We start from the raw sequence: 14,666 nt of genomic DNA on the forward strand, positions 1-14,666 counted from the left end.
TACAGATAAGGGGAGAATGAAACCGAACCTTACCATTGACACCAAATAGAACTTCGTATGTATCGCAGGCTTTTTTACCTAACGCTGGCGTTTGGGACTGTTGTATACGCTATACAAGCCTGCAACTCATCGGGTAGCCAGGTTGGGGAAGAGCGTATACCGGATCAGATCAGCTACAATTTTCATGTCAGACCCATCCTGTCGGATAAATGTTTTGCCTGCCACGGACCCGATGCGAATAAAAGGGAAGCAGGGTTAAGGTTAGATATTGCTGAAGAGGCTTATAAAGCCCTTAAGGAGAATCCGTCTGCACATGCACTTGTACCCTTCAAGCCTGAAGCTTCTGAGGTTTTTCTTCGGATTTCCTCTACTGATTCTGCACTGATGATGCCACCAAAATCTTCTAATCTGAAGCTGAGCGCACATGAAATTTCTTTAATAGAGGAGTGGATTAAGCAGGGGGCGAAATATGAACGTCATTGGGCCTTTACTGCTCCGGCAGCTCCAGTGGTTCCTAAAGTGAAAACAGAGGATTGGGCAAAAAATGAAATAGATCATTTTATCCTGGCAAAGCTGGAAGAGAAAGGAGTAAAACCTAATCCGGAAGCAGATAAAGAAAGACTTTTGAAAAGACTTAGTCTTGACCTTACCGGTCTCCCTCCAGGAATTGAGATGATGGATAAATTCCTGGCAGACCGAAGCAGTAATGCCTATGGGAAAGCGGTAGAATCTTTATTGCAGAGTTCTGCATATGGAGAAAAGATGGCGCTCCACTGGTTAGATGTAGCACGTTATGCGGATTCTCATGGCTATCAGGACGATAATTACCGTTCCCAATGGCCATGGAGAGATTGGGTGATTCATGCTTTTAATAAAAATATGCCTTATGATCAGTTTATTACCTGGCAGCTGGCCGGAGATCTTATGCCTGATGCAACTAAGGAGCAGCTGTTAGCCACTGGTTTTAACCGCAACCATAAAATCACCGAAGAGGGGGGGGTAATTGACGAAGAATACCGGGTGGAGTATGTGACAGACCGGACAAATGCATTCGGAAAAGCACTCCTCGGTGTTACTTTGGAATGCGCGCATTGTCATGATCATAAATATGATCCCTTTTCCCAAAAGGAATACTATCAGGTGTTTGCTTTCTTTAATAATGTAAAAGAAGTAGGCCTGGAATCAAGCGTCGGCGGACCGGAAACTTATGCAAAGAAGCCTTTGATGCAAATCAGTAATGAGGATGTTAAAAAGATTTTGTCTTTTGTCAATAAACAAGATACGGGTAAGCTGATTGTTTCTGTGATGGGTGACAGGGATACGGTTAGAAAAACGTACATTCTGGATAGGGGTGTGTATGACGCTCATGGAACAGAGGTAGAGGCTGGAACACCCAAATCAGTTCTGCCTTTTGGCTCTAAGTATGCTAAAAATCGGCTCGGACTTTCTAAATGGTTGTTTGATAAACAAAACCCATTGACTTCAAGGGTATTTGTAAATCAGGTATGGCAGGAGTTTTTTGGACGTGGCATTGTGAAAACATCAGGTGATTTCGGGATGCAGGGTGAACTTCCTTCTCATCCGGAATTGCTGGATTGGCTGGCAATAGATTTTATGAACCATGGTTGGAATATAAAACGACTGGTAAAGCAGATCGTCAGCTCTGCTACCTACAGGCAGTCGGCAGTAGTGTCTGCAGAAAAACTAAGAACAGATCCTGAAAACATACTATTGGCCAGGGCACCACGTTACCGGATTCCGGCCGAATCGGTTAGGGACGTAGTACTGGCGAGTAGCGGGCTGCTGGTAAAAACTATCGGTGGGCCAAGTGTAAAGCCTTATCAACCGGCCGGACTTTGGGAAGCAGCCACCTCGGGACGCGGAATCCTGGCTAATTATAAACAGGACCATGGCCAGGCTTTATACCGGAGAGGGATGTATACCTTTATCAAACGTACCGTACCTCCACCTACGATGAGCATTTTTGATGCGAGTAACAGAGATCAGTGTGAAGTAAAACGCTTAAATACAAATACCCCTTTGCAGGCATTGGTCATGATGAACGATCCTACCGTACTGGAAGCTTCACGTGTATTAGCGGCAAAGTTACTACAGGAAAATACTGCGGTTGAAGCGAAAATGATAAAAGCTTTTCGTTTGATTGTATGCAGAAATCCAAATGAAAAAGAAATCAAACTGCTCAGTTCCTATTATGCAGATCAGCTAAAGGTATTTCAGCAAAAGTCAGCAGCAGAAAAGGTATTGGCAGTAGGAGAATATCCGATTCCTGAAAAAATCGATAAACGTAGTCTTGCAGCCATGATGGAAGTGATGACTACCATTTACAATTTAGAAGAAACCATTACAAAAACCTGAGATATGGAAAAGGATTTTTTAGAACATGGCCTTAACTTTAACAGGCGTCGTTTCTTATCCAGGCTAAGTTTAGGCCTTGGCAGTGTGGCCTTAGGGTCGCTATTGATTCCCGATTTGTTTACCGGTGGCATGGAAGAAAGTAGTCTTCCCCCGGGAATCCCGGATTTTGCGCCCAAAGCAAAAAGGGTGATTTATTTATTCCAGAATGGGGCACCCTCACAGTTGGAATCTTTTGATTATAAGCCTAAGCTGAGAGAAATGATGGGGCAGGAGCTCCCAGCTTCTATCCGTGCGGGGCAGCGACTTACCGGAATGACCGCCAATCAGGCTTCTTTTCCATTGGTAGGCTCGTATTATGATTTTAAGCAATATGGGGATTCCAGAGCGTGGGTAAGCGACTTATTTCCGTATACCGCAAAGGTGGTGGATGATATCTGCATCATTAAATCTATGCATACCGAAGCGATCAACCATGACCCGGCTTTGACCTTCTTTCAGACCGGTGCCCAGCAGGGCAACAGACCGAGTATGGGTGCCTGGCTGAGTTATGGTCTGGGAAGTGAAAATAAAAACCTGCCTGCTTTCACAGTACTACTTTCAAGAGGTAAAGGCAATGGTCAGGGTGTCTATTCTAAACTGTGGACCAATGGATTTCTCGATTCTACCCATCAGGGGGTGCAGTTTAGCAGCGGAGAAGATCCGGTGCTTTACCTGAAAGATCCGGAAGGGTTAAACAGGTTTGAAAGGAGAAAGATGCTGGATAAGCTTTCTGAACTCAACAACATCTCTTATCAGGAATTTGGTGATCCCGAAATCAGTGCGAAAGTGCAGCAGTATGAGATGGCCTATAGAATGCAAACCGCAGTGCCTGAAATCACTGACCTTAGTAAAGAACCGGACGATATCATTAAACTTTATGGACCGGATTGCCTGGTGCCAGGTACGTTTGCCGCCAATTGTTTACTTGCTAGAAAACTAAGCGAAAATGGAGTCCGTTTTGTTCAGCTATATCATCAGGGTTGGGACCAGCATGGCAATCTCCCTTCTGAAATGGCAGGGCAGGCGAAGGACGTAGATCAGGCTTCAGCAGCATTGATTACAGATTTGAAACAAAGAGGATTACTGGATGAGACGCTGGTGATCTGGGGTGGTGAATTTGGCCGTACCAATTATAGTCAGGGCAAGATGACAAAAGACAATTACGGAAGAGACCATCACCCGCGCTGCTTCAGCATCTGGATGGCGGGGGGTGGAGTAAAACCGGGAATTGTATATGGAGAATCGGATGAGTTTGGATACAACGTCATTTCAAATCCGGTACACGTGCACGATTTTCAGGCCACTGTTCTCCATCAGCTGGGGCTAAATCACGAAAAACTAACTTTTAAACATCTTGGGCGTCGTTACCGGCTGACAGACGTTTCGGGAAAGGTGATAAAAGATATCCTGATCTAAAATATGCTATGGAAAGAAGAACGTTTATAAAACATACGGCTATTGTTTCAGCCAGCTTTTTTATTACAAAAGACCTGTTTGCAAAGTCAAAGGGGCCTGTGTATGGGCACAATGACATGCGTTACCGACTGGATGTCAAATGGGGACAATTAAACCCTTTAAAGCATCCTGTAAATGATTGCCATGAGATGGTTCAGGATTCAAAAGGAAGGATTATTTTACTGACTAATGAAACCAGAAATAACATTCTTATTTACAATAAGTCGGGTAAGTTATTGGATTCCTGGGGACATGAATTTCCAGGCGGGCATGGGCTTACCCTCGCAAAAGAAAACGGAAAAGAGTATCTTTTTATCACCGATACCCACAGACATCAGGTGTATAAGACAACCATGGATGGAAAGGTACTGATGACGATTGATTGTCCTATGGAGACTGGTTTATACAAGAAAAAGGAAGAGTTTGTTCCGACGGAAACGGCGGTAGCTGATAACGGAGATTTCTTTATTGCAGACGGTTATGGCCTGCAATATGTTTTTCATTACAATGCCAGTGGCAAGCTATTGAGTTATTTTGGTGGTAGAGGGACAGAAACGAAACATCTGGACAATGCTCATGGTGTATGTATTGACCAGCGTAAGGGCGCAGCTACACTATTGGTTACTGACCGCACGAGGAATTGCTTTAAACGTTTTGATATGCAGGGCGAGCTGAGGGAAGTCATTCAGCTTCCCGGAGCCTGCGTTTGCAGACCAGTGATAAAGAATGATTACCTATATGCTGCCGTATTGCGCTCGCCGGACCTGAATAAAGAAGGTAGTGGTTTTACGACAATCTTGGATAAAGACAATAAAGTCGTTTCCAATCTGGGAGGGAATGAACCCGTATATAAAGACGGGGTGCTGCAAGCCATGGGGCAGACGGAAAAGATTTTATTAAATCCACATGATGTATGTGTGGATGACGATGAAAACCTCTACGTGGCACAATGGGCCTCAGGAAAAGTTTATCCTTACAAGTTTAACAGGGTATAATATTTATTTATGAGGATAACGTTTAAAGGTTTTGCGGAGCATCTCTTGTTTGCGGCTAATGTCTTTATTGTCTTTTTACTTGCTTTTGAGGATAAATTAAACATTCCATATTGGTTGCAGCCCTTTGGAAGAATGCATCCGATGATTTTGCATTTCCCGATTGTCATCCTGATGCTGGCAATGTTGCTGGAATTTTTCCGGTTTAAAGAGGCTTACGTTAAAGAACCGTTATACCAGAATTTTACTTCCGGTCTGTTACTTTCAGGGACGCTTTTTTCAGCGCTGACGGTAATCATGGGCTTATTTCTATCAAAGGAGGAGGGGTATTCGGGAACAGTATTGCAATGGCATAAATGGACCGGGATAAGCATTGCTTTCATCGCTTCGATCGTTTATTGGTGTAGAAATACTTCCTGGTATAAGGTTCAATTGGCCAGAGGGGGAGCAATAATTACAATTCTTTGTATAATTGCCGCAGGTCATTATGGCGCGTCCTTAACACATGGGGATAATTTTGTGCTGGAATCCGTAACCTCAGCAGGCACCCTGCCTAAAGTCCCATTGGAGCAGGCCAGGATATTTGAAGATGTTATCTTGCCTGTCTTTTCTCAAAAATGCCTGAGCTGTCATAATCTGGAAAAGGCCAAGGGGAGTTTGATGATGGAGAATGCAACGGCGATTCTTAAAGGAGGGAAGAGTGGAAAATTATTTATACCGGGAAAACCGGAAATCAGCTTGCTGCTGAAACGGATACATTTACCTATGGACGATAAAAAGCACATGCCTCCAAAAGGGAAAAATCAGTTGACTGATGAAGAGGTTGTACTTTTGAATTTATGGATTAAAGGAAATGCAGAGTTAAAGAAGAAGGTTGTTGATTTGCCTGCGAACGATTCTTTAAGGTTATTGGCCAGCACTTTTCTTGCGCCTTCGGAAGCTCCTGAAGAAAAGTATGATTTTGCAGCAGCAGATGAAAATGAGCTTAAAAAGCTGAACAATAATTACCGGATTGTATATGCATTGGCGAAGGAGTCGCCGGCATTAGCGGTAAATATTTATAATAAAAGTGAATATAAACCGGAGTCGGTCAGGCAGCTGGAAGCGGTAAAAAAACAAATCGTATCCCTGGATCTGAAAGGATTACCGGTACATGATGAGGAGTTGAAGACAATTGCGCATTTTGAAAACCTAAGGGAGCTGAATCTTAATTTTACCGATATCAAAGGAACCGGGCTAAAAGAGCTTAAGGTTTTGAAACATTTACGCTCGCTGTCTATATCCGGAACAAAGGTGAATTATGACTTTGTAAAACAGGTAATTTCTATTAAAAGCCTTAAAAAGCTAATGATATGGAATACAGGACTGAGCGAAGCAGATCTGCAGCGCCTGAAAAAAACAAACCCGAACGTGCTTGTTATTTCTGGTTTTAAAGATGACGGCAAACATCCTATCCGGTTAAATCAGCCGCGGATCAGTACAGACGTTTCCATTTTCAAAACATCGCTGACTTTACAGATCAAGCATCCGATCAATGGCGTTCAAATCCGTTATACAACAGACGGATCAGAGCCTGATAGCTTAAAATCAAATCTGTTTAACCGGCAAATTCTGCTTAAAGAAAATACCACTTTAAAAGCGAAAGCTTATAAAGAAGGATGGTATGGAAGCGAGACATTTAGTGCTAATTTTTACAAGAGTAGTTATCAGGCGGATACGATCCTGTTTTTATTGCCCCCGGATGATAAATATAAAGCCGGAGCATCTAAGATTCTTTCAGATCATCAATTGGGAGATTATGAGGTCAATTCAGGGAAATGGATTGGTTTTAGAAATAATAATATGGAGGCTTTGTTGCTTTTTAAGAAGCCGGTAATGATGCAATCGGTGGTTTTAAATGTGATGCGACTTGTACCGACCTATATTTTCCCACCTTTGGAGGTAGAGATCTGGGGTGGTTCGGAGAAAAATAAACTTCGCTTATTAACCAGGGTAAAACCCGAAACAACCAGGAATGGGGCGGAAAGGGCACTACTCAAAATTGAAGCAGAATTTAAACCCCAGAATGTTTCCTATCTGAAGATCGTTGCCAAAAACCTGAAGAAATTACCGGATTGGCATCCCGGTAAAGGAGAACCGGCCTGGTTTTTTGTAGATGAGATATTCTTGAATTAATCAGCTAATTAACCATTGTAAAATGGTTAATTAGCTGATTTGTAACTCTATTTATATCCAAATATAAACGGGAATATAAAGGTCACAATAATGGTCCATAAGAAGTAAACAGGCAGATAGAAAGCAATCGTTTTCCCGACTACACTGATTTCCGCCTTTTTTGAAAGGACCCTGAAAAGTTGTCTGGTTATGAGGAGAAGATTGATTAAAATCAGGATATTACCACCCAGAACAGCGGTTCTGTTTGGAGTGATACCCCATTCTGAAATCCGGAATAAAATAGCGGAAAGCGCGATTCCATTAACGACAATAGTCACAATCGATAGTAATAGAAGAATCCAGATCTCTGTGGAACTTTTAGCCATTTTAGAGGTTTCGGCCACAGAGAAGAAAATGATGGCCATAACGCCGATTAATAATGCATTAAAAATCATCAGGAATTCCCGGTCGTTATAGGGGTCTTTGCCCGAATAAACCATGGCTATAAGGTAAATGACCAACATAACCAATACCAGCGGGCTGAATAGTTTAGCAATTACCGGAGATACTTTGCCTACCAATTGAGGATTGGTTTGGGTAAGGTAAGTTCCTACAATTGGCGCGGCTGCAAGCCCGAAAATGCCAACATAATCAAAATAAAATTTCTCAATATTAATTCCAATCAAAGAGAAAAGTCCGTTGGTGATGGCAGTCATTAGCGCGCCTGCTATTAGAATTAATGTGGTCATGACAACGAGGTCGCCGTTGTAACTTAAATAGCTAAGCCGTTTCTCATCGTTGTTTCTTTTCTCTCCAACAAAAGCAAAACCTAATATAGACCATAGAAATAACAGCAAATGGATGCACGATAAAATTAAAGTATCGCTTTTTTTTGCCACGGGAAATGAGTTGATGAAAATGATACCTATCAGGGTTGTAGTGGCAATAAAGGCAATTTTTCCGGTCGATAATTTGTTCTTCCAGGCAAAATAAGCCGATAATACAGGAAAAATAATAAAACCGATGTTCCTTTGATAGAAAGTTTCCTCGCTTAGTGATAAAAATATCGGCAGTTTTGCGATAAGGCCTGCCAGGATTGAGGCAATGATTATGAATGTTAATTCCCTGCCCGTTCCCCAGTTAATCTCCTCGCTCTTGTAATTTAATCTTTCATTCCAGAAATCAACAAGTGGATTGCCTTTAACCTCTGCATATAGTTGATTGAACTCCCGCTTAAAAGAAAGCTTATTGGCCTGGTACATCTTTTCGAGTTGTGCTGGCTCGTTCAGATGGTTCACTATTTCGTTTTTCATAAGTTGATACTTTAAAATTTTATTGGCAGGAATCCTTAATTCCAATATGTTCCGTTCAATCCCAAGACAGTCCCCAGCCATAGCCCGATGATGAATACAATCAGACTCAATATATTAGTTAGTATTCTTCTCCAGCCACCCTGATCACTCAGGTGATCCATCATATAATTAAATACGCCTCCCATAGAGCCGGCTAAGGGAACAATGATCAAAGGTTTGATCATCCATAATTTTCCCCAGGCCGGATTAGGCTCACCAGCGCCAAGAAGAAAGATCGTGATCAGAATTAATGCGATTAATGCGCCCAATATCATTCGTTTACCTAGTGAAACCCAATGGATTGGTTGTGTTGTTAAATTGTTTGTCTGTGTCATGGCAGTTTAGTTGTATAAGTTGTTTAATGCTAAAAGTACTTTGTAGTACAAAGTTAAATAAAAGTACTTTGCATTTCAAAGTATTATTGATAAAATATTTTGTTACTGCGTGTTAGGTAGGAAACAGGGGGCTTTATTTTTTCTCGGCCCAGATATAGGCTCTTCTGGTTGGGTATGCCATGCCTTCCCGTGGGGGCCTCTCTATAGCGTCAGTTATATTAAACCCCGTTTCATTAAGCAATACTATAATATCTTCTGTTTTGAAAAAGTATAAGTCAATATCTATTTCCTTGTCATGAGCTTTGTCAAAATGAACGATTTCATCTCCAGCGTGAAAAGAAAATAAAAAGTCCGCCCCGGTTTTCAATACCCTGTTTATTTCTCCGAAACATTTCCTTACCTGTTCAGTGTTAAAATGTACTATGGAATAGAATGCAAGTGCACTTCCAAGATATTCTGATGGATAACCGATGTTTAGCAAATCCCCGGTCTCAAATTTAATCTCAGGGGAAAGTCTCCGTGCAGCGTTAACCATTGCTGGTGAGAGATCGATGCCGACAATGTCTTTTAGACCGTTTTCGTACAGAAATCTTGTGGTTTGTCCGGGACCACAGCCAAAGTCGGCACATAATCCTTTGTCTTTATTTACAGCTGCAAATTCCTTCAATAACAACTGGTCAAGATGTTTTTTTGACAGTTCATCCCAACGATCGGCCGCATAGTCGTCGGCTACCTTATTGTAACAACTTAATACTTTCTCTTGTGAATTCATTTTATTCGTCGTTTGAAGCGTATCATATTCCTCTCGTTCCCGAGATATTTTGAAGAAAAGAAGATACGGTTTTTTTTCTTTTTCAAGTCTGGTAAAAGTCAAACAGTAGAGGTCAAGGAAAATTCAGCTGGAATAAAAAAGGCTAACATTATAAATGCTAGCCTTTTACAGGGTATGTAAACCTGTTTAGTACTCAGAGCGGGAATCGAACCCGCACGACTTTTAAGGTCACAGGATTTTAAGTCCTGCGTGTCTACCAGTTCCACCATCTGAGCAGGTGATTACCTTTTAAAAATAAATGCCTCCATGTGATGAAGGCATTAGAGCGAAAGACGAGATTCGAACTCGCGACCCCGACCTTGGCAAGGTCGTGCTCTACCAACTGAGCTACTTTCGCGTTGATGACGTTACGAAGATAGATATACTTTTCATTTTTCCCTACTCTCTTTTAAAGATTTCACCGAATGGACTGGATTTCAAGCAATAAAAATTAATATTTTTTTTCGAATATCTCTTTTTTAAGGGGCTTTAAGGTTGTTTAGCCCTGAAATCAGGTTTTTCCTGGAATTACGGATGATCACTTTTAGGAATGCAAAACCCTTTTCCGATAAGTTCATTTAAAAATTTCTGTGGTGTAGTGCCCATAAAATATCTAAAATCTTTGATGAGATGGCTCTGATCGTAATAGCCGTAAGTATGAATAAGGTCGAATAAATTCAATGTTTCATCCTTTTGATTCATGATATGATGAACTATATCTTTGAACCTTAAAAACCGGAGTAATTCTTTAGGCGAATAGCCAGCATATTTTTGAAAGCGGAGCTGGATACTTCGTTCTGTCAGCCGGGTTTCGGAAGCGATGGCTTTTACCGGATGAATCATCGGATTGTGAAAATATGAAGCTCCGTCCAGTAAGGGTTTCGAGGCGGCATCTGTCGGTTCAATAAATTGGGAGGCATAGGAACTGAGTAGTTGAATCCTTTCTTGTAAATCCTCCAATACATTTATTTTTTTCCAGAGTTCTGAGAAACAGGTTTTATCAATAAGAATATCAGGATCGAAAACTTCTTTGGCCCCGAGCTCATTCATGGGTAATTTAAAAAGTCTGTAAAAGCCATTGAGGGTAAAATTTGCAACGATGGCATTGGTTCCTGGTTGTAATTCATAATTCAATAACTTTCTAAGCGGGCCTATCGCTGCGGTACGGTAGATGGTTGCGGTTCCAGGGCTTTCCTCATTGAAGGAAATCCGAATGGGAGGACCAAAGTTGAAAACCAGTAACATCTCAAAATTCGGGGCAAGGTGTTTGACTACGCTTTCTGCTTTGGCTGAAGTCTGGAATTGATAGAAATGGCTTAAAACACCATTTAATGGAGTATCAACATCAAACAGATGAGCCTCAAAATTCTTTTCTTCCATATCAGCCTGTATTTTGATTTCCCTCGTATTTTACACCAAAGGGTTAACGGTTATACAAATTTACCTAAATCAGGACCAATATCATTGGTAATAAAAGCAATGTTTTTTATGTAGATTTATAACAGTATCTATCCTAAATCTTTGACAATGGTTCTTAAAGTTATAAATGCCGCTTTGATCTTATTCGCCGTGTTCATGGGCTTAAAGCAAGGTTGGGCCATGGTAAATGGTAAACCGGAAATGTTGGAAATGTTTGAAAAATGGAACTTTAACAAGACGGGAGTAATGGTCAATGGATTGATCACTATGGTGAGCGCCGTATTCATTCTTTTTCCAAGAACATTCCTTTTGGGGAATTTCCTGATGGGAGCGGGGATCTTAATGATCATCTGTCTGCAATTGCTAAACAAGGACCTTAAAGGAGCAGCAATTGAGTTGCCTTTTTTGGCCCTGAATCTGTTGATCATCTATTTTCAATACCCGCTGGCTAAAACAACCTGATCGTAGCGATTAAACATCTGCGTTACTAGACAAAATTGAGCGGGAGCCGATCGTTATTGTAGGGAGAGAGGAGCGGGTGTTATATATTCCGGCTCTGCTTTAAAACTGATGGTAAATTTACTTCCCTTTCCCTGTTCGCTTTCCACATGGATGTTGCCACTGGTGGCGTCTACTATCTTTTTAGCAAGATACAGGCCGATACCCCGACCCTCGATGTCCTGATGGAGTCTTCCATACATATCAAAAATGCGTGCCAAATCTTCTTTGGACATTCCAAGGCCATTATCTTCAACAGATAACATGATCGTATCGTCCTCTTTGAAGGTTCGGATTGTGATTGCCGGAGATTGATTTCCCTTGAATTTAATCGCATTGGAAATCAAATTATATAAGATACTCCTTAGGTTTTTTTTTGAAAATAAGATATGGGGCACCTTTAGATCTCTGGTGATGACCGCTCCTGATGATTTTATTTTATCATCCAGACTCCATTCGATATTGTCTACGATTTCCTCGATATCAACCAGCTCCATTGTGATCATATCACTTTCCAGTTTAGCTATAATGGCAATATCATCGATAAGTGCGCGGAACTTTTTAACAGAGGAATTAATGATCGTTAAAAATTTACTAAGATCAGGATCTGTGACCTTTCTGTTCATCATGCTAATACTGACTTCTATGTTGCCCAATGGAGCTAAGAGATCATGTGAAGCGGTATTTGCAAAGTTGTCAAGATCTGCATTGATGCGTAGGAGGCTCTTATTTTTCTTATCCAGTTCATGCTGAGTTCTTTTCAATTCAGTGATATCATTAAAGGTAATGATGGCGCCATTACTCTTGTTGTCAGATTGTATATAAGGCATAGTCATGATCTGATACCATTTACCGTTATTGGTTTCAATTTCTTTGGTAATGATGCTCCCTTCTATGAGTACCTGTCTGATGTCATCTATAATCGTTTCAAATTTGATATTTGTTGAAATATTACTGATTGGCCTTCCAATATCGCTCTCTAATAAATTGATTTGTTTTACCGTACCTGGCGAAAACTTCATGAGTAACAGTTCATTGTCGATAAACAACTGCCCGTTAATGTTGCTTCTGAAATAGTTATTCAGGTCGTCATTAATTTCCAGTAGCTCTTTGTTTTTAATTTGATAGTTGGAGTTAATTGTGTCCAGCTCTTCATTTACAGATTGCATTTCCTCATTGGTACTTTGCATTTCTTCATTTGCGGAAAGTAACTCTTCATTAAAGGATTGCATATTTTCATTGGAAGCATCAAGCTGCTCATATGCGGAATGAAGCTTGTTCTTAAGTTCTTTTAATTCATCTTCGATGTTCATGATATACTGGTTGAGGTATAGCTTTTCATCAAATGCAACGTCATTCTGTGAAGAGCTGTTTTTCAATTTGTCCTCGCTAAAAGTCACCATAAATAACAACTGCTCGTCTTTTTTGACCAGTAGGGGACTAACAGACAGACTGACACTCACAGAAGATTCTCCATGTTTTATTTTCATCCCATTAACCGTCGCCTTTTTATTATTCTTGAGGCTTTTGGCTTTTAAGGTATTGAGTGCGACCGCAAGCGTTTTTGGTAAAAGTTCTTCCAGGTTTGAGTTAAAATTCTTTTGAAGCAGATATTTAGTGGTGTCGCCATAAGTCTTTATAACATGGTTACTTTCATCAATGCATATAATCAGGTAATCCAGTTCTTCGGTGAGTTTTTTGTTAACCGCTTCGGCTAAAGTATGATTGGTGTTTTTAGATCCTTCCTCCCTGGAAAGGAGATAAGGAGCCCGTTTGGTATCTAATAATTCGGGAAGGGAGAAGGTATCAAAACGAACAGTTCTTTTTGTTTCCAGGTTTTTATAAATCTTCCATTTTTTGTCAACCACTTCTAGGTTTTTAATGATAGGAATCGGATTTTCACTGGAACCAAGAAATAAGTATCCGTCTACTTTCAGCCCGAAGAGCAGCATGGTAAAGATCTTTTTTTGCAGGATGGGGGTCATGTATATCAGTAAATTGCGGCAACTGATGAAATGCATATTGCAATAGGGTGGGTTTTTGACGAGGTCATGCTGGGCAAAAATGACCATCTTCCGGATCTCTGATTTTACCCGATAACTGTTTCTGTCTTCTGTAAAATACTTTTCCAGTCGGTCAGGAGATACATCTTTCAGAATGCCCTGGCTATAGATTCCTTTACCTGCATGAACCAATGCTGAACTGTCAATATCTGTAGCAAATATTTTGACCGCCGTATCAGCAAATTTTCCGGTCAGTAATTCAGCAATAAGAATAGCCATTGAGTATACTTCTTCTCCGGTAGCACAACCCGCAATCCATATTTTTAACTCTTCTCCGGGAACGAGTTTTTCTAATATTCCTGGTAATACTTTGCTTTTAATATATTCGAAAGCCCCCTTATCTCTAAAAAAAGAGGTGACGCTGATAAGAAACTCTTTCGAAAGCGCCTCTAATTCCTCCGGGCTCGTTTTTAGAAAATCAAGATAACCGTCAAGCGAATTGAAATTACTAAAAGCAGCTCTTCTTTTTGTTCTTCTGATAATGGTGGTTTGCTTGTATTCTGAAAAATCAAGAAGTGAATTTTCCTTGATTAAGTCAACAATGGCAATGATATTCTTCTTGTCTTCCTGACTATCATATAGCAAGTCCGCTCCATGTTTGATATAATCTTCAATTACATTGGGCATGAGTTCAGGTTCCAGAATGAAATCTACCATTCCTGTAGCGATTGCTTTGGAAGGCATACTGCCATAGGCTGTAGTCTCCGGGTTCCTGGCAATCACCATTCCACCAATATTCTTTATGGCTTTAATTCCCTCAGTGCCATCACTCCCAAGACCGGAAAGAATGATCCCAATTGCACGCTCCTGACTGTTAGCTGCCAGTGAACTAAAAAATATGTCAATCGTTAAATGGGGAGTATTCTCCTTTTCTTTAGGTGTTAAATATAACGTGTCTTTATAGATGGTCATCATCTGATCATTGGGAATCAGATATACCTTATTACACTCCACAGCCATTCCTTCTTCGGCTTGTTTTACTTCAAGCTTACTATGTCTGGCGAGTAACTCTACCATCCTGCTCTTAAAATCTGCAGATAGGTGCTGTATAATGATATAGGATACAGCATCGGAAGGAGTGTGATCGAAAAACGAATTAATTTCCTCCAGGCCACCGGCGGATGCACCAATTGCAATAATATGGTGAGGTTTTGTTGTAGACATGCTATGGT

10 protein-coding genes and 2 tRNA genes are annotated in these 14,666 nt (G+C 40.8%); 5 read left to right on the top strand and 7 right to left on the bottom strand.

Annotation, left to right across the window (positions count from 1 at the left end; genetic code table 11):
- Nucleotides 1-57 precede the first annotated feature (57 nt).
- Genes BFS30_RS16390 through BFS30_RS16405 form a run of 4 tightly spaced genes read left to right on the top strand, consistent with a single transcriptional unit; the run spans nt 58 to nt 7,037 of the window.
- Nucleotides 58-2,376, top strand: coding sequence for a PSD1 and planctomycete cytochrome C domain-containing protein (locus BFS30_RS16390; RefSeq protein ID WP_069380283.1), 2,319 nt, complete (start codon nt 58-60; stop codon nt 2,374-2,376).
- A 3-nt stretch (nt 2,377-2,379) separates the two neighbouring features.
- Complete coding sequence (locus BFS30_RS16395; protein ID WP_069380284.1) at nt 2,380-3,831, top strand: DUF1501 domain-containing protein; 1,452 nt, start codon at nt 2,380-2,382, stop codon at nt 3,829-3,831.
- Nucleotides 3,832-3,839: 8 nt separating this feature from the next.
- Nucleotides 3,840-4,865: a 6-bladed beta-propeller gene (locus BFS30_RS16400; protein WP_069380285.1), complete on the top strand. Its 1,026-nt coding sequence runs from the start codon at nt 3,840-3,842 to the stop codon at nt 4,863-4,865.
- A 9-nt stretch (nt 4,866-4,874) separates the two neighbouring features.
- On the top strand, nt 4,875-7,037 hold the full coding sequence (locus BFS30_RS16405) for a c-type cytochrome domain-containing protein (protein WP_069380286.1): 2,163 nt from the start codon (nt 4,875-4,877) through the stop codon (nt 7,035-7,037).
- A gap of 47 nt (nt 7,038-7,084) precedes the next feature.
- Here the strand turns inward: BFS30_RS16405 and BFS30_RS16410 are convergent, their stop codons facing one another.
- The 6 genes from BFS30_RS16410 to BFS30_RS16435 all read right to left on the bottom strand — a co-directional run bounded on the left by BFS30_RS16410 (nt 7,085) and on the right by BFS30_RS16435 (nt 10,894).
- Nucleotides 7,085-8,329, bottom strand: coding sequence for a hypothetical protein (locus BFS30_RS16410; RefSeq protein WP_069382477.1), 1,245 nt, complete (start codon nt 8,327-8,329; stop codon nt 7,085-7,087).
- A gap of 35 nt (nt 8,330-8,364) precedes the next feature.
- Nucleotides 8,365-8,703 (bottom strand): potassium transporter KefB, encoded by a 339-nt coding sequence (locus BFS30_RS16415; protein WP_069380287.1) that lies wholly within the window; start codon nt 8,701-8,703, stop codon nt 8,365-8,367.
- 133 nt (nt 8,704-8,836) lie between these two features.
- Nucleotides 8,837-9,475 carry a class I SAM-dependent methyltransferase gene (locus BFS30_RS16420; protein ID WP_157262936.1) on the bottom strand — a complete coding sequence of 213 codons (639 nt, stop codon included), beginning with the start codon at nt 9,473-9,475 and terminating at the stop codon, nt 8,837-8,839.
- Nucleotides 9,476-9,665: 190 nt separating this feature from the next.
- A tRNA-Leu gene (locus tag BFS30_RS16425) sits at nt 9,666-9,750 on the bottom strand.
- A 49-nt stretch (nt 9,751-9,799) separates the two neighbouring features.
- Nucleotides 9,800-9,872 (bottom strand) — tRNA-Gly (locus tag BFS30_RS16430).
- A gap of 170 nt (nt 9,873-10,042) precedes the next feature.
- A complete protein-coding gene (locus BFS30_RS16435; protein WP_069380289.1) occupies nt 10,043-10,894 on the bottom strand; it encodes a helix-turn-helix domain-containing protein in 852 nt (283 codons plus the stop codon).
- A gap of 147 nt (nt 10,895-11,041) precedes the next feature.
- On the opposite strand from BFS30_RS16435, the gene BFS30_RS16440 reads away from it, so the two are divergent.
- Nucleotides 11,042-11,395: a hypothetical protein gene (locus tag BFS30_RS16440; protein WP_069380290.1), complete on the top strand. Its 354-nt coding sequence runs from the start codon at nt 11,042-11,044 to the stop codon at nt 11,393-11,395.
- Nucleotides 11,396-11,448: 53 nt separating this feature from the next.
- On the opposite strand, the gene BFS30_RS16445 is transcribed toward BFS30_RS16440, so the two are convergent.
- The gene (locus BFS30_RS16445) at nt 11,449-14,658 is read right to left on the bottom strand and encodes a chemotaxis protein CheB (RefSeq protein ID WP_069380291.1); all 3,210 of its coding nucleotides are present in this window, start codon (nt 14,656-14,658) and stop codon (nt 11,449-11,451) included.
- Nucleotides 14,659-14,666: the final 8 nt, after the last annotated feature.

Source organism: Pedobacter steynii (assembly GCF_001721645.1).
In the GTDB taxonomy this organism is placed as follows: Bacteria; Bacteroidota; Bacteroidia; order Sphingobacteriales; family Sphingobacteriaceae; genus Pedobacter; species Pedobacter steynii_A.

What these genes read in the sequence shown, in the direction of transcription:
- BFS30_RS16410 (WP_069382477.1), bottom strand. Translation starts at nt 8,329, where the DNA reads ATGAAAAACGAAATAGTGAACCATCTGAACGAGCCAGCACAACTCGAA.
- BFS30_RS16390 (WP_069380283.1), top strand. Translation starts at nt 58, where the DNA reads ATGTATCGCAGGCTTTTTTACCTAACGCTGGCGTTTGGGACTGTTGTA.
- BFS30_RS16445 (WP_069380291.1), bottom strand. Translation starts at nt 14,658, where the DNA reads ATGTCTACAACAAAACCTCACCATATTATTGCAATTGGTGCATCCGCC.
- BFS30_RS16435 (WP_069380289.1), bottom strand. Translation starts at nt 10,894, where the DNA reads ATGGAAGAAAAGAATTTTGAGGCTCATCTGTTTGATGTTGATACTCCA.
- BFS30_RS16440 (WP_069380290.1), top strand. Translation starts at nt 11,042, where the DNA reads ATGGTTCTTAAAGTTATAAATGCCGCTTTGATCTTATTCGCCGTGTTC.
- BFS30_RS16420 (WP_157262936.1), bottom strand. Translation starts at nt 9,475, where the DNA reads ATGAATTCACAAGAGAAAGTATTAAGTTGTTACAATAAGGTAGCCGAC.
- BFS30_RS16400 (WP_069380285.1), top strand. Translation starts at nt 3,840, where the DNA reads ATGGAAAGAAGAACGTTTATAAAACATACGGCTATTGTTTCAGCCAGC.
- BFS30_RS16405 (WP_069380286.1), top strand. Translation starts at nt 4,875, where the DNA reads ATGAGGATAACGTTTAAAGGTTTTGCGGAGCATCTCTTGTTTGCGGCT.
- BFS30_RS16415 (WP_069380287.1), bottom strand. Translation starts at nt 8,703, where the DNA reads ATGACACAGACAAACAATTTAACAACACAACCAATCCATTGGGTTTCA.
- BFS30_RS16395 (WP_069380284.1), top strand. Translation starts at nt 2,380, where the DNA reads ATGGAAAAGGATTTTTTAGAACATGGCCTTAACTTTAACAGGCGTCGT.